This is a genomic window from Variovorax sp. Soil_C_26 (genome assembly GCF_057657075.1).
Genome location: NZ_JBDGJC010000018.1, coordinates 12,724 through 29,785, shown reverse-complemented (window position 1 = coordinate 29,785; position 17,062 = coordinate 12,724). Strand labels below are relative to the sequence as shown.

The 17,062-nt window shown below is 69.2% G+C and carries 19 protein-coding genes; 4 read left to right on the top strand and 15 right to left on the bottom strand.

What is annotated here, in order from left to right; genetic code table 11:
* The first annotated feature begins 67 nt into the window (after positions 1–67).
* Positions 68–1,027 (top strand): LysR substrate-binding domain-containing protein, encoded by a 960-nt coding sequence (locus AC3A6G_RS26530; protein WP_487864692.1) that lies wholly within the window; start codon positions 68–70, stop codon positions 1,025–1,027.
* Here the strand turns inward: AC3A6G_RS26530 and AC3A6G_RS26525 are convergent.
* From AC3A6G_RS26525 to AC3A6G_RS26475, 11 genes are all read right to left on the bottom strand, one after another.
* Positions 1,002–1,970 (bottom strand): Bug family tripartite tricarboxylate transporter substrate binding protein, encoded by a 969-nt coding sequence (locus AC3A6G_RS26525; RefSeq protein WP_487860568.1) that lies wholly within the window; start codon positions 1,968–1,970, stop codon positions 1,002–1,004. The two genes, AC3A6G_RS26530 and AC3A6G_RS26525, sit on opposite strands and share 26 nt — an antisense overlap.
* Positions 1,971–2,003: 33 nt before the next feature.
* Positions 2,004–3,482: an aldehyde dehydrogenase family protein gene (locus AC3A6G_RS26520; RefSeq protein ID WP_487860569.1), complete on the bottom strand. Its 1,479-nt coding sequence runs from the start codon at positions 3,480–3,482 to the stop codon at positions 2,004–2,006.
* Positions 3,483–3,519: 37 nt separating this feature from the next.
* Positions 3,520–4,722 carry an iron-containing alcohol dehydrogenase family protein gene (locus AC3A6G_RS26515; RefSeq protein WP_487860570.1) on the bottom strand — a complete coding sequence of 401 codons (1,203 nt, stop codon included), beginning with the start codon at positions 4,720–4,722 and terminating at the stop codon, positions 3,520–3,522.
* Between the two features lies 1 nt (position 4,723).
* Entirely contained in the window at positions 4,724–6,256 is a 1,533-nt protein-coding gene (locus AC3A6G_RS26510) for an AMP-binding protein (protein WP_487860571.1), read from the bottom strand.
* Complete coding sequence (locus AC3A6G_RS26505) at positions 6,253–7,272, bottom strand: NAD(P)H-dependent flavin oxidoreductase (RefSeq protein WP_487860572.1); 1,020 nt, start codon at positions 7,270–7,272, stop codon at positions 6,253–6,255. The genes AC3A6G_RS26510 and AC3A6G_RS26505 overlap by 4 nt, the downstream gene beginning before the upstream one ends.
* A gap of 8 nt (positions 7,273–7,280) precedes the next feature.
* Complete coding sequence (locus AC3A6G_RS26500; RefSeq protein WP_487860573.1) at positions 7,281–8,093, bottom strand: SDR family NAD(P)-dependent oxidoreductase; 813 nt, start codon at positions 8,091–8,093, stop codon at positions 7,281–7,283.
* Between the two features lie 55 nt (positions 8,094–8,148).
* On the bottom strand, positions 8,149–8,940 hold the full coding sequence (locus tag AC3A6G_RS26495; protein ID WP_487860574.1) for an enoyl-CoA hydratase/isomerase family protein: 792 nt from the start codon (positions 8,938–8,940) through the stop codon (positions 8,149–8,151).
* Positions 8,941–8,968: 28 nt separating this feature from the next.
* Complete coding sequence (locus AC3A6G_RS26490) at positions 8,969–10,126, bottom strand: thiolase family protein (RefSeq protein ID WP_487860575.1); 1,158 nt, start codon at positions 10,124–10,126, stop codon at positions 8,969–8,971.
* The gene (locus tag AC3A6G_RS26485; RefSeq protein WP_487860576.1) at positions 10,123–10,491 is read right to left on the bottom strand and encodes a Zn-ribbon domain-containing OB-fold protein; all 369 of its coding nucleotides are present in this window, start codon (positions 10,489–10,491) and stop codon (positions 10,123–10,125) included. The genes AC3A6G_RS26490 and AC3A6G_RS26485 overlap by 4 nt, the downstream gene beginning before the upstream one ends.
* Positions 10,488–11,468, bottom strand: a complete 981-nt coding sequence (locus AC3A6G_RS26480; protein ID WP_487864691.1) for a Bug family tripartite tricarboxylate transporter substrate binding protein — start codon at positions 11,466–11,468, stop codon at positions 10,488–10,490. The genes AC3A6G_RS26485 and AC3A6G_RS26480 overlap by 4 nt, the downstream gene beginning before the upstream one ends.
* A 129-nt stretch (positions 11,469–11,597) precedes the next feature.
* On the bottom strand, positions 11,598–12,311 hold the full coding sequence (locus AC3A6G_RS26475) for a TetR/AcrR family transcriptional regulator (RefSeq protein ID WP_487874999.1): 714 nt from the start codon (positions 12,309–12,311) through the stop codon (positions 11,598–11,600).
* A 113-nt stretch (positions 12,312–12,424) separates the two neighbouring features.
* On the opposite strand from AC3A6G_RS26475, the gene AC3A6G_RS26470 reads away from it, so the two are divergent.
* The 3 genes from AC3A6G_RS26470 (at position 12,425) to AC3A6G_RS26460 (ending at position 13,514) form a co-directional block, all read left to right on the top strand.
* Positions 12,425–12,688 (top strand): type II toxin-antitoxin system Phd/YefM family antitoxin, encoded by a 264-nt coding sequence (locus AC3A6G_RS26470; protein WP_487860579.1) that lies wholly within the window; start codon positions 12,425–12,427, stop codon positions 12,686–12,688.
* 4 nt (positions 12,689–12,692) lie between these two features.
* Positions 12,693–13,019, top strand: a complete 327-nt coding sequence (locus AC3A6G_RS26465; protein WP_487860580.1) for a CcdB family protein — start codon at positions 12,693–12,695, stop codon at positions 13,017–13,019.
* 195 nt (positions 13,020–13,214) lie between these two features.
* On the top strand, positions 13,215–13,514 hold the full coding sequence (locus AC3A6G_RS26460; RefSeq protein WP_487860581.1) for a hypothetical protein: 300 nt from the start codon (positions 13,215–13,217) through the stop codon (positions 13,512–13,514).
* 116 nt (positions 13,515–13,630) lie between these two features.
* Here the strand turns inward: AC3A6G_RS26460 and AC3A6G_RS26455 are convergent, their stop codons facing one another.
* From AC3A6G_RS26455 to arsC, 4 genes are read right to left on the bottom strand one after another with little or no spacing between them, the layout of a single operon-like run.
* A complete protein-coding gene (locus AC3A6G_RS26455) occupies positions 13,631–14,686 on the bottom strand; it encodes an ArsO family NAD(P)H-dependent flavin-containing monooxygenase (protein ID WP_487860582.1) in 1,056 nt (351 codons plus the stop codon).
* A 7-nt stretch (positions 14,687–14,693) separates the two neighbouring features.
* Positions 14,694–15,905, bottom strand: coding sequence for an MFS transporter (locus tag AC3A6G_RS26450; RefSeq protein WP_487860583.1), 1,212 nt, complete (start codon positions 15,903–15,905; stop codon positions 14,694–14,696).
* Between the two features lie 14 nt (positions 15,906–15,919).
* A complete protein-coding gene (arsH, locus tag AC3A6G_RS26445; RefSeq protein WP_487860584.1) occupies positions 15,920–16,654 on the bottom strand; it encodes an arsenical resistance protein ArsH in 735 nt (244 codons plus the stop codon).
* Positions 16,623–17,054 carry an arsenate reductase (glutaredoxin) gene (arsC, locus tag AC3A6G_RS26440; protein WP_487860585.1) on the bottom strand — a complete coding sequence of 144 codons (432 nt, stop codon included), beginning with the start codon at positions 17,052–17,054 and terminating at the stop codon, positions 16,623–16,625. The genes arsH and arsC overlap by 32 nt, the downstream gene beginning before the upstream one ends.
* Positions 17,055–17,062 lie beyond the last annotated feature (8 nt).

Genomic DNA, 17,062 nt, shown 5'->3' with positions numbered 1-17,062 from the left:
GCGGATGATGGTTCAGGTGCCCATAATGATCCACCCGGAAATCCATCTGGGTCCATTGCCATTACTTATGCAAGAAGATGGACATCAGCTTGCGCTGAACCTGCGCCGCCTGCGCCTGCGGCATCTCGAGGTGCTGCTGGCCGTCGAGCGGCATGGCAGCCTCACGGCGACGGCCGCGGCGCTCGAGGTGAGCCAACCCGCGGTCTCGCAATGGCTGGCCGAGATCGAGTCTGCACTGGGCGTTCCGCTCTTCGTGCGGGGGCGGCAGATCCAGCCCAGCCCCTACCTGCCGGTGGCGCTGCGGCATGCGCGGCGCATGGTGGCCGACTCGCGCCAGCTGGCCGACGAACTCGCGGCCGTGGCCGCCGGAACGCTCGGCGCGGTGCGTGTGGGCACCATGCTGGTCAGCAGCGCCGAGCTGTTGCCGCGTGCCGTGCGCGAACTCGCGCGCGAGCCCGAGCCGGTGCGGCTCGAGGTGGTCGAAGACATTGCCGAGGGCCTCTGGGCGCGCTTCGCGCGGCGGGAGCTGGACCTGATCGTCGGCCGTTTCGACGAGCGGGCCTTCGGCGCGCAGGTGCACCACGAGGCGCTGTTCGACGATCCGCACTGCATCGTCGCGGGCCGCAGGCACCCGCTCAGAAGGTCCGCCCGCGTGACATGGGCCGATGCCGCGGCGTGTGCCTGGATCCTGCCGCCGCGCGGCTCGCCGCTGCGCCGGGCGGTCGATGCGACCTTCATCGCGCAGGGGCTGGCGCCGCCGCCGGCCTGGATCGAATCGACCTCGTCCACGCTCAACCAGGCGCTGATGCGCGAGAGCCGCTGCCTGGGCGTGACGTCGGGCGTCGCGGCGCGCCACTTCGAGCGGCTGGGCCTGCTGTCGATCCTGCCGCTGTCGCTCGCGTCCGACGTGGGCCCGGTCGGCATGGTGTGGGACCGGCAGGAGCCCAGCCCGGCGTTGACGCGCGTGCTGCTCGCGCTGCGCAGCGCGGCGGCCCTCGATCTCAATCCAGCCGCAGGCCTGCCTTGACGACCGTGCGCTCGACGCGCGCGCGCTCCTTGGCCAGGTGGGTCGCGAACGCCTCCGGGCCGGAAGCTGCGACCACGCTGCCGCGCTTCTCGAGCATCTGCACGTAGGCGGGCTCGCGCACCGCCTGCTCGACGGCCCGCACCAGGGTGCGCTGCACGTCGGCTGGCATGCCGGGCGGGCCGACCACGCCGAGCCAGGACGACACCTCGAGGCCCGGGTAGATGCTCGACAGGAGCGGTACATCGGGGAACTGCGACAGCTTGCGGCCGCTCGCCACGGCCAGTACCTTGAGCTGGCCGGCCTGCAGCTGCGTCGCGACCGCGCCCACGCTGTCGATCATGAAGTCGATGCGGCCGGCCACCAGGTCGTTGGTCGACTGCGCACCGCCGCGGTACGGTATGTGCACCGCCTTCACGCCGGCCATGACCTGCAGCATCTCGCCCGCGATGTGCATCGTGGTGCCGAGCCCGGGCGAGGCGAAGCTGAGGCCGCCTTCATTGCTCTTGCCCCAGGCCACCATCTCGGCCACGCTCTTGAACTTGGAGTTCGCGGGCACGACCAGCACGAAGGGGCTCTCGTTGGCCAGGCTCACGAGCGTGAACTGGGTCTTGGGATCGAAGCCCGGCGACTTCTGCGTGAGCGGGTTGACCACGAGTTGCCCCGGCGAGGCCAGCATGAGGGTGTAGCCGTCGGGCTGCGCGCGCGCGAGCTCGGAGGTGGCGATGTTGCCGCCGGCGCCGGCGCGGTTCTCGACCACCACGGCCTGGCCGAGGGTGCGGCTCATGTTCTCGGCGATCTGGCGCGCCGTGATGTCGGTGATGCCGCCGGCCGCGAAGCCCACGAGCATCTTCACGGGCCGCTCCGGGAATGTCGCGGCCCAGGCCGGTGCCAGCGCGCTCGCGGCGAGCGCGAGCAGCAGTTTTGCAATGCGAATCTTCTTCATGTCTCTTGTCTCCTTTGAAAAAAATGAAAGGCCTCAGCGCATCGAGAAGCGCACGTTCTTCAACTGCGTGTTCTCCAGGATCGCGTCGAGTCCGCGCTCCTTGCCCAGGCCCGATTCCTTGAAGCCGCCGAACGGTGCATCGGCCGTGGCCTTGATCGGGTCGTTGATCGCGAGGTTGCCGATCTGCAGCGCCTTGCACAGGCGCATGGCGCGGCCGGTGTCGCGCGTGTAGACCACGCCCGCCAGTCCGAAGCGGCTGTCGTTGGCGATGCGCACGGCGTCGTCTTCATCGCGAAACCGGATCAGCACCTGCACCGGGCCGAAGATCTCTTCCTGCGCGACGCGCATCTCGCTGCGCCCCTGCAGGAACAGCGTGGGCGCGGCAAAGAAGCCGGCCTGCAGGTCGGCGCGGTGCGACAGGTCCTGCATCGTCTCGGGCTGCGCTTGTTCGTCGCGGCCGATGTCGATGTAGTGCTGCACGCGCTGCTGCTGCGCGCGGCTGACCAGCGGGCCCATCTGGGTCTGCGGGTCGTCGGGCAGGCCGATGCGGATGCGAGCGTAGGCCTCGCGCAGCTTCTCGGTGAAGGCATCGGCCACGCGCTCGTGCACCAGCAGGCGCGTGCAGGCCACGCAGATCTGGCCGGTGTTGCGGCTCACGTCCTGCAGCGCCACGGCGGCGGCCGCGTCGAGGTCGGCGTCGTCGAAGACGATCAGCGGCGACTTGCCGCCGAGCTCGAGCGTCACGCGCTTGATGCGCTCGGCGGCGCTGCGGTAGATGGCCTTGCCGGTTTCGGTGCCGCCGGTGAACGAGATCTTCTGCACCAGCGGGTGGTCCACCAGCGCCTGGCCGACCGTCGCGCCAGGGCCGTGCACGATGTTGACCACGCCGGGCGGAAAGCCGGCCTCGAGGATCGCGGCGCCGAGCTCGACCGACGACAGCGGCGTGATCTCCGACGCCTTGATGACCGCGGTGTTCCCCGCGGCCAGCACCGGCATCAGCTTGCTCAGCGTGAGGGTCAGCGGGTAGTTCCACGGCAGGATCAGCCCCACCACGCCGAAGGGCTCGCGCAGCGTGAAGTTGACGATGTGGGTGTCGGCCACGTTGAGCGTCTGCCCGCCGATGCCTTGCGAGACGCCCGCGATGTACTCGATGCCGTCGAGCATGGTCTGCAGCGAGCCGCGCGTGAGAGTGATGGGGCGACCCACGTTCCACGCTTCGAGCCATGCCATCTGTTCGCTGCGCTTCTCGAGCGCGTCGGCCAACTTGCGCAGCAGCCGGCTGCGCTGGCGCGCCGAGGTCTGGCGCCAGTGCGTGTCGAAGGCGTGCTGGGCGGCGCGCACGGCCGCATCGACGTCGCCGGCATCGGCCTCGGCGACCTGCGCGAGCGGGCGCCCCGTCGATGGGTTGCCGACTTCGAAATGGCGCCCTGCGGCGCCGGGGCGTTCTTCGCCGTCGATCAGCAGCGGATAGACGCCGGTCCGGAGAATGGAGGAGGGTGAGGGTGTCTGCATGTGGGAATACGCAAGGGGCAATGAAAACAGCGCGGCCTCAGGCCGGCTGCATGGCGCGATAGAGCGCGGCGATGTCTTCGCGCGTGGGTTGCCGCGCGTTGAGCCGCAGCGAGGCGTTGGCCATGGCCGTATCGATGGCCGGGCCGAGCGCGTCGGCGCGAAGGCCGAGTTCGGTCAGCGTGCACGGCAGGCCGGACCGTCGGCGCAGGCCGTCGATCGCGTCCACGAGCGCGCGGGCCAGTGCGTCGTCGCCATCGCCGGGGCTGCCGAGCCCGCAGGCCCGCGCGGCCTGCGCATAGCGCGGCGTGGCCGCGGGCAGCGTGAAGGCCATCAGCGGCACGCAGGTCACGGCCAGCACGTGCGCATGGGGAACGTCGACCAGCGCTTCGAGCGGCGTGCACAGGCCGTGGATGCCGTCGACGCCGCGCAGGCTCATCGCAACGCCGGCGAGGTAGCTGGCCAGCAGCATGTCGCTGCGCGCCTTCAGCGAGGCAGGCTCGGCCAGCACGGCGGGCAGCGCCCGCATTGACAATGCCAGTGCCTGCAAGGCCAGCGCCTCGCCGACCGGGTTGGTCGCGCGGTTGGTGGCCGCGCCGAGCGCGTGCATCACGGTGTCGAAGCCGGTGCTGGCGGTCACCGAAAGCGGCAGGCTCAGCGTGAGGCCGGGATCGAGCGCCAGCCATTGCGGACGGCTGCGCCGGCTGCGCAGCACGTGCTTGCGGCCCTGGTCGTCCTTCACGAGCGCGGCGGTGGTGCTCTCGCTGCCCGTGCCCGCCGTGGTCGGCACGGCGGCGAAGGGCGGCGCATCGCGCGTCAGCACGCGGTCGCCTTCGCGCAGCACCTCCTCGATGGGCGCGTCGGCGCAGAGTCCGGCGACCAGCACCTTGCCCACGTCGATCACACTGCCGCCGCCAATGGCCACGAGGCCGTCGCAACGCTGCGCCTCCCAGCAGGCGCGGGCCTGGCGCACGTTGTCGAGCGTGGGGTTCGCGGCCACACCGTCGAACAGCACGGGTGCGCATCCGGCAGCGCGCAGCGCATCGACCAGCGGCGCCACGATGTCGGCCTTCACGAGTCCGGCATCGCTGAGCACCAGCAGCCGCCGCACGCCCCGGCCCACGGCCCAGGCCGGCAGCTGCTGCTGCGCGCAGCCGTCGCCGAACACCGCATGGCCCGGCCATGCGAAGTCGAAGCGGTCGGGCTCGGTGCCGAAGAAGGCGGGGAGTGCCGTGATTGCCATGTCAGATGCGGCGGCCCGCGCGTTCCCAATGCGGCGCCCGCAACTGGTTCTTGAACACCTTGCCCATGCCTTCGCGCGGCAGCGCGTCGTGGAACTCCACATGGCGCGGCACCTTGTAGCCGGCCAGGCGCTGGCGCACCCAGTCGCGCACCTCGGCCTCGGTGATGCGGCTGCCCGGTGCGCGCACCACCGCGGCCGCCACGGCTTCGCCGTATTCCGCATCGGGAATGCCGAACACCGCACAGTCGGCGACCAGTGGATTCGTCACCAGCACATGCTCGATCTCGGCCGGGTAGATGTTCACGCCGCCCGAGATCACCATGTCGCGCTTGCGGTCGGTGACGTAGAGGTAGCCCTCGGCATCCAGGTAGCCGATGTCGCCGTTGGTCACATGGCCGTCGCGCTCGATGGCGCGCCGCGCGGCGTCGTTGTTGCGGTAGGTGAAGGGCAAGGCGTTGTCGCCCGGGTCGACGTAGATCTCGCCGACCTCGCCGGGCGGCAGCACGCGGCCCTCGGCGTCGAGGATGCGCAGCGACATGCCGTCGAACGCGCGCCCGGCGGTGCCCGGGCGGGCGAGCCATTCGGTGGCGCTCACCCAGGTGACGAGGCCGGTCTCGGTGGAGCCGTAGGTCTCGTTCACGATCGGCCCCCACCAGTCGATCATGGCGCGCCGCACCTCGGGCGCGCAGGGCGAGCCGCCATGCGTAACGTTCTCCAGCGACGAGACGTCGTAGCGCGCGCGCACCTCGGCCGGCAGCTTGAGCAGCCGCACCAGCATCACCGGCACCAGCGACAGGTGCGTGATGCGGTGCTCGGCGATGGCGCTGAGCAGCTGCTCGGCGTCGAAGCGCGGCAGCACGACGATGCGCTCGGCCAGGTCCAGCGCCACGCGTGCCGCGGCGTTGGGGCCGGCATGGTAGAGCGGCCCGACCACCGCGGTGCGCATGCCTTCGCGGGCCCGGCTCGCGAGTGCGCGCACGCGCTTGGAGCCCGCATGCTGTTGCGGCGTGCCGGGCAGGCGCATCACCGCCTTGGGGCGGCCGGTGGTGCCCGAGGTGTAGAGCATGCTGCCCACGGAGGGCACCGGCTCGCTGGTGCAGGGCGCAAAGGCATCGCGCCAGGTGGCCCAGTCCTGCGCGCCGGCGGGCATGGGCGTGGGTTCGAGCGCGTAGGCCTCGCGCACGTCCTGCGGCGTGGGCACGATCAGCACCGGCAGCCCGGCGGGCACCGCGTCGGCCAGGCGCGGCCACAGGTCGGCGTGGATCACCAGCGCGCGCGCGGCGCTGTCCTGGAACACGTAGGCGGCCTCGTCGGCCTGGAAGTGCCAGTTCACCGCCACCAGGTGCACGCCGAGGCGGCCCAGTGCCAGCATCAGTTCGAGGTAGGGCAGGTCGTTGCGCAGCATCACCGCGACGGTGTCGCCGGGCTTGAGGCCCAGCGACTGGAAGCCGCTGGCGGCGCGTGCGGCCTGCGCCTGCAGCGTGGTGCCCTGCAGGCTGCGGCTGCTGCAGTGGAGCGTGAGGTTCGGGTTCATGGGTGCGAGTGCAAGTTCGAAGGCGAAAGGGTGGAGGAGGGAGTCAGCGCGCGCAGGTGCGCGGCGCCGGTGGCGGCGTCGTCCATGAGGCGCTGCAGCACCGCCTGCACGGGCTCGATGCGGTCAGCAAAACCGATCGCCGGGCCCATCGAGAGCAGACCGGTGTTCCAGTCGCCGCCCGCGTAGGCGTTGTCGCGGCCGAGGCGGCCGGTGGCGAGCGCGCCGAAGTCGGGATAGCGGCAGACGCCCTCGGCCTCGAGTGCACGGGTGCGCTGCACGGTCTGGTTGTCGAGCACGCGCCAGGGGTGGCCCGTGCTGCGCAGCGCCAGCGTCGACGCCTCTGCCGGCTGGGCCGCGAGGTGGCGCTTGTAGTCGTCGTGGGCCCAGATCTCCTCGCACACCAGCAGGCGCGTGCCCATCACGACCGCATCGGCGCCCAGGGCCAGCGCCGCGGCGATCTGCCGCCCGCTGCCGATGCCGCCGCCCAGGGCCAGCGGAACGTGCAGGCGCTCCAGCGCGAGCGCGCCGAGCACGAAGGTCGGCAGCTCGTTGGTGCCCGGATGGCCGCCGGCTTCGCAGCCGACCAGGGCCACCGCATCGGCGCCGTCGTCCTGCGCCTTGAGCGCATGCGCGATGAAGGCGCACTTGTGCACCACACGCGCCCCGCCGGCGTGGATGCGCGCGAACAGGTGAGAGGGCGAGGGACCGACGGTCTCGAAGCAGCGCGCGCCTTCTTCCAGGCCGATGTCGATCCACGCGGGCACGAGCCGGTTCTCTTCGGCGCGCCTCGACTGCGTGATGTTGACGCCGAAGGGCTGCCCCGCGCTGGCTTCGCGGCAGGCGCGCACCGCGGCACGGAACTCTTCCGGCCCGTCGAAGGAGCGCGGCGTGAGAAAGCCCAGCGCGCCGGCGCGTGCCAGCGCGGCCACGTAGCGCGCGTCGGACAGCCACATCAAGCCGCCGCCCAGCACGGGCAGCCGCATGCCGAGGAGTTCCGTGAGACGGGTGCGGAACATCGTGCCGGTCACTGCATCACGAAGCCGCCGCTGATGCCGATGCTCTGCCCCGTGATGTAGGCGGCGCGGTCGGAAGCCAGCAGGCAGACCATGCCCGAGATGTCCTCGGGGCGGGCCAGGCGGCGCAGGCCGCGCGAGATCGGGTAGGCGTTGAGCATCTTGGCCAGACGCTCGTTGTTCTCGGGCGTGGATTCGGGGCTCAGCGCGCCTTCGCGGATACCCTCGTGCGACACCGCACCGAGCGCGATCACGTTGACGTTGATGCAGTCGGCGCCGTGCTCGCGCGCGATCGCCTTGGCAAAGCCGAGCATGGCGGCCTTGGCGCCCGAATACACGGCCAGCCGCGCCTCGCCCGCGCGCCCGGCCTCCGACATGATGTTGACGATCTTGCCGTGGCGCCTTTCTTTCATGCCGGGCAGCACGGCCTTGCAGCAGTACATCATCGCGAACACGTTGAGGTCGACGATGCGCTGCCAGCCCTCGGCCTCGGTCTCGAGGAAGAGCGGCGCGGCGCCGCCCTTCTCGCGCCGCTCGACCAGCACGCCGGCGTTGTTCACGAGGATGTCGACCGGGCCCAGCGCCTCCTGCGTCGCGGTGACGGCGGCCTCCACTTCATGCTGCGCGGTGATGTCGGCCACGGCCGCGAAGGCGCGCCCACCGGCCGCCGCGATCTCACGCACCACGGCTTGCGCGCGCTCTTCGAAGATGTCGTTCACGGCCACGGCAACGCCTTCGGCGGCCAGGTCCAGGCAGATGCGGCGGCCCACGCCCTGGCCGCCGCCGGTCACGAAGGCCACGCGGCCCTTGAGGTTCAGATCCATGTCGTTGCTTTCCTTGTTGCGATGTCGTTGTGGGGTGTGAAGGAAACCGCGGCGCTCACTGGCCGCGGAAGACCGGCTTGCGCTTCTCGACGAAGGCCTGCATGCCCTCGCGGCGGTCGTCGCTGGCGACCACCAGCGCGGCCGCATAGCGCTCGTATTCGAGGCCGGCGTCGATGCCCACCTGCAGGCCCGTGTCGACCGCGTGCTTGATGTGGCGCACCGCGAGCGGCGCATTGGCGGCGATGCGCGCGGCCATCGCCATGGCGGTGGCCATGAGCGCCTCGGGCGCCACGACCTGGTTCACCAGGCCGATCGCGAGCGCGCGCTCGGCGTCGATGTGGTCGCCCGTGAGCATCAGCTCCTTGGCGATGCCGGGGCCCACCAGGCGCGGCAGGCGCTGCGTGCCGCCGGCGGCGGGCAGGGCGCCGATGCGCGCTTCGGGCAGCGCCAGCTTCGCGCCGCGCGCCGCGATGCGCACGTCGCAGCACAGTGCGATCTCCAGTCCGCCGCCCATCGCCACGCCGTTGATGGCGGCGATGACCGGCTTCTCGAACTGCTCGATGGCGCGGAACAGCTCGTGCGTGGCCTTCTGCTGCAGGTGGTAGTGCGCCTGCGGCGTCGTGCTGCCGGCGCGCTCCTTGATGTCGGCGCCGGCGCAGAAGGCGCGATCGCCCGCGCCCGTGATGACCACGCAGCGCACCGCGTCGTCATGGCGCGCGCGTTCGAGCAGCGCGTCGCGCAGCTCGGCCTTCATGGCGCCGCCGATCGCGTTCATGCGCTCGGGGCGGTTGAGCCGGATCACGGCCACCGCGTCGGTGACCTCGTAGAGCAGGGTGTCGTAGTTCATGGCAGTGGTGTCTTCTTCTTCGCCTGCATCAGGCGCGTGCGAGTACGTGGGCCACGGCCACAGAGCCGAGGCCGATCATGTGGGCCAGCGCGAGGCGGGCATGGGGGTGCTGGCGGCCTTCGGCTTCGCCGCGCAGCTGCCGCGCGATCTCGGCCACCTGGCCGATGCCGGTGGGGCCGAGCGGATGGCCCATGCCGATCAGCCCGCCCGAGGGATTGATGGCGCAGCGCCCGCCGATGTCGGCGTCGCCGCGCGCGACGTAGGCCGCGCCTTCGCCGGTTTCGCAGACGCCCACGGCCTCGGTGTAGAGCAGCTCCTCGATCGTGAAGGCGTCGTGCAGTTCGACGATGTCCAGCTCGTTGGCGCCGATGCCGGCCTGCGCCAGCGCGGCCGCCGACGACGTGCGCACCAGGTCGACGAGCGCGGGCGCGTCGTCGGCCGGCAGCATCTCGCTCGTGGCCGTGGAGGCCAGCACGCGCACGGCGCGCTCGCGCGGCAGGCCGAGGCGCTGGAGCGCGGCTTCGGAGACCACGATCACCGCCGCGGCGCCTTCGCCGCGCGGACAGCACTGCATCGCGGTGAGGTCGCCCGCCACCGGCGCCGAGGCCAGCACCTGTTCGAGGGTGCGCGGCTTGCGGAACTGTGCGTACGGATTGCGCGCGGCATTGCCGTGGTTCTTGACCGCGACGCGGGCCATGTCTTCGCGCGTCAGGCCGCGTTCGCGCATGAAGCGCCGCGCCAGCAGCGCGAACTTCACCAGCGGCACATTCGACGTGGGGCTGAGCGGCGCCAGCCCGTCCTTCAGCACGGCGCGGCGGCCGTCGCCGAACTTGTCGACGCCCATGGCCAGCACCACGTCGTGCTCGCCGCTGGCCACCTGCAGGCAGGCGATGCGAAAGGCCGTCGAGCCGGAGGCCGAGGCGTTTTCCACCTGCATCACCTCGAGCCCGGTGGAGCCGAGGTGGCGCAGCATCACGCGGCCGGCGGCCATGCCGAGCGCGGCGGTGCCGACCACCGCCGAGCGGACCTGCGGCCACGCGAGCCCGGCGTCGGCCAGCGCCTCGCGCACGGCATGCAGGCCGAGCTGCACGTATGGCGTCTCGGAGGGAAAGGCGTAGGGGTGCAGCCCGATGCCGACGACATACACGGCGCGTTCGCGCAGCAGGGGAGTCGGGTTCGTCGTCATGCGTTCACCTCGGCATCGAGCGGACGGAACACCCAGTGGCCGGACGCGCCTTCGGCGCCGGTCTGCCAGCATGCGCTGAGCGCCATGCCGAGCGTGAGGACGCTTTCGTCCGCCACGTCGAGGAGGGCTTCCTCGACGAGATCCGGCGCGAGCGCCACTTCACCGATCACCGCGGGCACCTGGAGCCCGGGCGCCAGCGGCGCATGCACCGTGACGAAGTTGAGCAGGCGCGCGGGTTCGCCGCAGGCCTCGGCGCGCAATTGCGCCGGTGCCGCGCCGCAGTGGCGGCAGCCCGGCACCTGCGCCGGAAAGCTGGTGCCGCCGCACGCGGTACAGCGCGCGAGTTCGAGGACGGCGGCGCTCATTCGATCTTCATCCCGGTCTGCTGCACGAGCTGGCGCGCTTCCTTGCGCTCCTGTTCCATCGCGCGGCCGAAGGCTTCGGGCGTGCTGCCCATGGCATTGGTGCCGAGCTCGTCGAGGCGGGTCTTGATGGCCGGCTGTTTCAGCGTTTCGCTGAAGGCCTCGTGCAATCGCTTGATGACGGGCGGCGGTGTGCCGGCCGGCGCCACCACGCCGAGCCAGGTGGTGACCTTGAAGTCCGGCACGCCGGCTTCGGCCACGGTGGGCACGTCGGGCAGGTCCGCCACACGGCGCTCGCCCGTGACCGCCAGCGCGCGCAGGCGGCCATCGCGGATGAACGGCATCGTCGTCGAGCGGCTGTCGGGCATGAAGTCGAGCTGGCCGCCGAGCAGGTCGGTGATGGCCGGGCCGCTGCCCTTGTAGGGCACGTGCACGAGCGCGGCGCCGGTGCGCATTTGCAGCGTCGCGCCAGCCAAGTGCATCGAACTGCCGTTGCCGGCCGAGCCGTACGCAAGGCCCCCGGGCTTGGCCTTGGCCTGGGCGACGAGGTCGGCCACCGACTTGAGCGGCGACCTGGCGGGCACCACGATCACCATCGGGCTTTCGGTCAGTTGCGACACGGGCGCGAACGCCTTGGCCGGATCGACCGGCACCTGCTTGTAGAGAAAGGGGTTGAACACCAGCGGCCCCGGATTGCCCAAGAGCAGCGTGTAGCCGTCGGGTTCGGCGCGGGCGACCACCTCGTTGGCGATGTTGCCGTTGGCGCCGGGGCGGTTGTCGATGACGATCGGCTGCCCCAGCCGCTTCTGCAGCTCGGGCTGCAGCAGCCGCGCGACGATGTCGGAGGCGCCGCCGGGCGCGAAGCCCACGACGAGGTGGATCGGCTTGGCGGGAAAGTCGTTCGCCTGGGCACTGGCGCCGAAGGCCGCGAGGCCCAACGGCAGCGTGAGCAGGAGCGGGCGAAGCCACGAGGTTCGCATGGTGGTGATGTCTCCGTGAAGAAAAGAAAGAAGAAGAAGAGGGAAACGATGGGACGAGCCTGTCCCGTTCGCCGGGCGCGGGCCGGGCGAAAAGGTTCTGGGCGCGTCGAAGAAAAGGGTGCGGCGGGCCTAGCCGGTGGCGGGCTTCAGCCAGCGCGCGCGCAGGCCGTCCTTGAAGGCCTGGATCGCCGAGGCGATGTCGCTGGTCTGCGGATTGAGCATCGCCTGCGTGCGCAGGCCGCGCGCGGTGGCGATGAGCAGCTGCGCTTCGCGTTCGGGATCGATGTCGTCGCGGATCTGGCCGGCGCGCTGGCCGTTCTCGACCTGCCGCGCGAGCGCGCGGTGCCAGCGCGCGCTGATCGCCGCGAAGGTGGGCCGGATGTGCGGCGCCGGCCCGAGCGACTCTTGCATCAGCATGAAGAAGGCGCGCGAGCTGTCGCGCGCCGTGTCCATGCTTTCGAGGTAGCAGTCGATTTCGCAGAACAGCGCGTCCACGCCCGAGAGGCCGCGCAGCCGTGCCAGCAGGCGCTCGCGGTGGTCGGCGGCGATCTTCTTGATCAGCTCGTCGAGCAGGCGGTCCTTGTTGCCGAAGCGGTGCTGCACCAGGCCGCGGCTGTAGCCGGCCTCTACGCCAATGGCCTCGAGCGTGGTCTGGGTGTAGCCGTGCTTGGCGATCAGGTGCGTGGCCGCCTCGAACAGGCGGCGGTCCGATTCGGCCACGCGCTCGGCCTGCGTGCGCCGCGTGCGGCGCGGGGCATGGGTGGCGCTGTCGTTGGCGGACCGGGAGGAGGCATCGTCGGGCGGCGAGGACAGCGACGGCGTCTCGGGACGGGCTTGTGTCATGCCGCGATGTTAAATACTTGCAATCACGATTGCAAGTAAGTTTCACGTATTTGCCTGGGCATCAGCACCCTGCGCGCTAAAATGTCCAAGCTAGCTACTTTGAAGGATCGAACATGATCACCATTACGTCCGTCGAGGCGCAAAACAAATTCGGGCAGCTCCTCGACACAGCGCAGCGCGAGCCCGTCATCATCACGCGTCACGGGCGGCCCGCTGCCTACATGATCTCGCCTCAAGACATGAAAGAGTTCCAAGAGGCGCGTGCACGGAGTGGTCAAGGCAAATCTGCGCGCGACTGGGCCACGACAAGCGCACAGGCCTGGAATGATTTCGACACCAGGTTCGGCGCGTTCGCGGACGAGCACTCAACGCTCTGAACCAGTGGCGCAATTCGACGTTCATCGCAACAAAGGGAGCCAGAAAGAGAGCATTCCCTTTGTGGTGGTCATCCAGTCTGCGCGCTTCGATGCCTATCGTCGCAGAGTGGTTGCTCCTTTGGTCTTGCGCCAGCACGCTCCCGGCGCATCAGTTTCTGGGTCCCGGATGAATCCCATCTTCCGGATTGGGGGTGTCGAAGTCGTTCTCAACCCTCTGCAGGTGGTATCCGTGGCTACCGATCAACTTGGTGCCGCATTTGATTCTCTTGCGGAATATGGGCAACAGATCATTGATGCGATGGACGAGTTGATGACCAGGGCCTGGGGATAGGGGAACAATGCGCGGGCTCAACTCGGGCCAACACCGGACGTTGACCAACTCGGTCAACCCCGCGTTCGAGAAAACTGGTTGCGAAAGCACCCGTGCCGAAGACGGCAGCATTCCAACGTCATGCGACATCCGCCCTGGTCGCACGAAGTTTCGACAACAGCGACAACCCGGTCGTTACCCGAATGGAGCCACCCGATGTGGAGCATCTTGGCCGATCTGTGCACCGGCTTCTTCGAACTCGTGACGGATGTCTTAGTGTTCAGGCGCCAGCGCAGCAAGCACGGTCGCAGTCCGCGCAGTGTTGGGAAAGACACGTTCGAGGTCGTGCGCTTCGACTTCGTCACGTCGATTTTCATTGGGCTGGTCTGTGTCGGGTTGATGCTGCTCCTGGCCTTCGGGTTGGGGTGGTCGGTCGGCCTGAGCGTCGGGATCGGCGTAACCGTTGGAGTGATCTGGGGAGGCTGGCGATACTCCAAACTGGTTCGTGAGCGATGAGCGCGTCACAGCGCTGACCACGAACCAAGATCGTCCTCCGGAAAAGGCCGCGCTACGTCGGCCGAGCAGCTCGGCAAACAGTGTGAGAGCGCGCTGCTCGAACACTCGTCCAGCCCTCACGGATGATCCAGAAATGCATCAATCTCGCTAGCGGTACTTCTTGCGGTACGCATTACCCCGATGAGCGTTGCCGAAGCCGGCCCAGTCCATTCTCCATATCCCACCAGCCATAGTCCGGGCACGTCGCGCGAGCGAGTTCCTGCTGCGACCGGGACTTTTCCGTCCTCGACGGCGTCGAGCGATATGAGATGGTCCAGGGCCGCGCGAAATCCTGTGCACCAGATCACCGCGTCGAATCGGCGAGCGGTGCCGTCGTCCCAGAGCGCGCCGTCGGGCGTCATCCGGCGGAAAGGTCTGACGGACGACAGCACCCCTCGAGCACGGGCGTCCATGACCGGCGGCACCATGACGATGTCTCCGAATCCGCCCGGAAGCTCGTCGATGCTTCGCCCTTCCTGCAGCGCACGCCATCGTGCGGTCGCACGCTCGAACAGCACACGGCCGTCCACGTCATCTGGCAGAAACCTGGGCTCGTCTTCCGTGACCCACACGGTTTCGTTCGCCGAGAGCGACACTTCGGACAGGATCTGTGCACCGGAGTTTCCGCCGCCCACGATCATGACGCGCTGACCTCGGAATTCCTCCGGACTTCGGTAGTGCGCCGAGTGGAGCTGGCGGCCGGCGAAATCCTGCATGCCCGGATAGACGGGCATGAATGGCTTGCGCCAGGTGCCCGTTGCGCTGACGACCGTTCGCGCTGTCCAATTCCTGTCGCCGGCCTGCAGTTGGAAGCCCTGTGTATCGGGCGTGACCGAGGACACGAATACCGCTCGCTCGATCGGGAGTGCGTAGCGCTTTTCGTAGTCCCGCAGGTAGCTCACCACATGGTCGCGAGCGGGATAGCTTGAGCCTGCGCTCGGCATTGGCCAACCCGCGATCGAACTCCACGCTGCCGGTGAAAACAGACGCAATGAATCCCACCCATGCTGCCAGGCGCCGCCGCCGAACTCTTCGGCGTCCAGAATCAGAAACGTGCGCTGCGTGCGGCGCAGGAAGTACGCCACCGAGAGCGCGGCCTGGCCACCGCCGATGATGATCGCGTCGTAAGTCATTCGACTGTCAGGCCGCCGATTTCCGCGCCTTCACGGCCTGCGGAGTCGCCCTGATGCTGGTGGTCATGAGCGCCAGCGCAAGGCAGGCGGACAGGCCGAGTGCGGCTGAAAACCACAGCGCACCGTCACCCCACCGCTCCACGGCCATGCCGAACAGGAACGGCGCGCCCGCCTGCACGAGGCGCGCCGGCACCATCAAGAAGCCTTGCCGCTGGCCATAGCCCTTGGCGCCGAAGATCAAGAGCGGAAGCGTCCCGATGGCGATGGTCAGAATGCCGTTGCCCAAGCCGTGGAGCACCGCGAAGGCCGCGGCGGCCGAGGTGCCGAACAGGCCCAGACAGAGCGCGCCCAGTGGATGTGCCAGCGTGGCCAGCCTGGCCGACAGCAAGGGGTGCGCGCGCTTCAAGAAAGTGAACTCGATCAGCCGTCCCGCCACCTGCGCCGGCCCGACCAGCGCGGCGATTCCCACCGCCGCGGCGAGCGTGGCACCGCTGGCCAGAAGCAGCGCGGGCAGGTGCGCCGCCATGGCCGTGCTGATGAACCAGGCCACTGCAAACACATAGGCCATCAGGACTGCGGCACGGCGCTGCTGCGCGGGCGTGAGGCCCGGTCCGGTGTCCTTCTCGGAGGTCGCGTTCTCCTTCGATGCCGAATCGGCGCGGGACGCGCGAGGCAGAAGGGCATTGAGCGGCAGGCCGAGGACCAGGTGCAACGCGGCCCATGCAAGACAGGCGCCGCGCCATCCCACCGTGCTTTCCAGATAGGCCGACAGTGGCCACCCCACGGTGCTTGCAAAGCCCGCGAACAAAGTGATGCCGGTGATTGCTCTGCGCGCGTTCTGGCCATGCAGGCGCACCACGGTGGCGAAGGCTGCTTCGTAAAGGCCGCTGCCCATTGCGAGGCCCATCAAGGCCCAGGCCGCAAAGACGAGATTGGAATGTGTGGCCTGGCTCAGAAGAGCGAGACCGCCCGCGAACACCAGGTTGCTGGCCATGAGAACCGGTCGCCCACCGAGGCGATCGATAAGCCGGCCCGCGTACGGCCCGATCGCGGCGGCAACAAGGAGCGCCACGGAGAATGCGCCGAAGACCGTGGAGGTCGACATGCCCACATCCCTGCCGATGGCGCCGGCCAGGACCGCAGGCAGGTAGTACGACGACGCCCATGCCAGGGTCTGCGCCACCCCCAGCATCACCGTCGTCGTGGTCCTGCTCTGCACCGTGGCTTGCCCCCTCAGATGCTCCGAAGGTTGACGCGTTTCGAAAGAGCTTCTGCGCTCTCGCGCCGTTCGCTGTAGCGGTCGACCAGGTAGTCTGCGCAGTCGCGTGTGAGCAGCGTGAACTTCACGAGCTCCTCCATGACGTCGACCACGCGTTCGTAGTAGGGCGAGGGCTTCATGCGCCCGTCTTCCTCGAACTCGAGAAAGGCCTTGGCAACCGACGACTGATTGGGGATGGTGATCATGCGCATCCAGCGGCCGAGCACGCGCAGCTGGTTCACGGCGTTGAACGACTGCGAGCCACCCGACACCTGCATGACCGCGAGCGTCTTGCCTTGGGTGGGACGCACGGAGCCAACGGACAGCGGGATCCAATCGATCTGCGCCTTCATGATCCCGGACATGGCGCCATGGCGTTCGGGCGAGCACCAGACCATGCCCTCGGACCACTGCGCCAGATCACGCAGCTCCTGGACCTTCGGGTGATCCTCCGGTGCGCCGTCCGGCAGGGGCAATCCGCGCGGGTCGAAGATGCGCGTCTCAGCGCCCATCTTGCGCAGCAGTCGAGCCGCTTCTTCCGTGACGAGCCGGCTGTAGGAGCGTTCACGCACCGAACCGTAGAGCAGCAGGATGCGCGGCGCATGCATAGCCCGCACGGTGGGAAGCAAGCGCTGCAGATCCGGCTCGTGAAAGGCCTCGGGATCGAGGTTGGGGAGTTCAGGGCTTGGCGACACGTTGGCCTTTCGCATCGATCACGGCTTCGCCATCTTCCTTGGAGAACGCGCCCAGTTGGGGACGCGGCAGGATGTCGAGCACTGCTTCGGAGGGGCGACACAGGCGCGTGCCCAGCGGCGTCACCACGATCGGCCGATTGATGAGTATCGGATGCTGCAGCATGAAATCGACCAATTGGTCGTCGGTCCACTTCGGATCATCGAGGCCAAGCTCGTCGTACGGCGTTCCCTTCCGGCGCAGGACGTCGCGCACCGGCGTGCCCATGGCGGAGATCAACTGCTTCAGCGTGGTTCGATCGGGCGGCGTCTTGAGGTACTCGATCACCGTGGGCTCTTCGCCCGTGTTGCGAATCAGCGCGAGTACGTTCCGGGACGTGCCGCAGGCGGGGTTGTGATAGATGGTGATGTCGCTCATGAGGTACC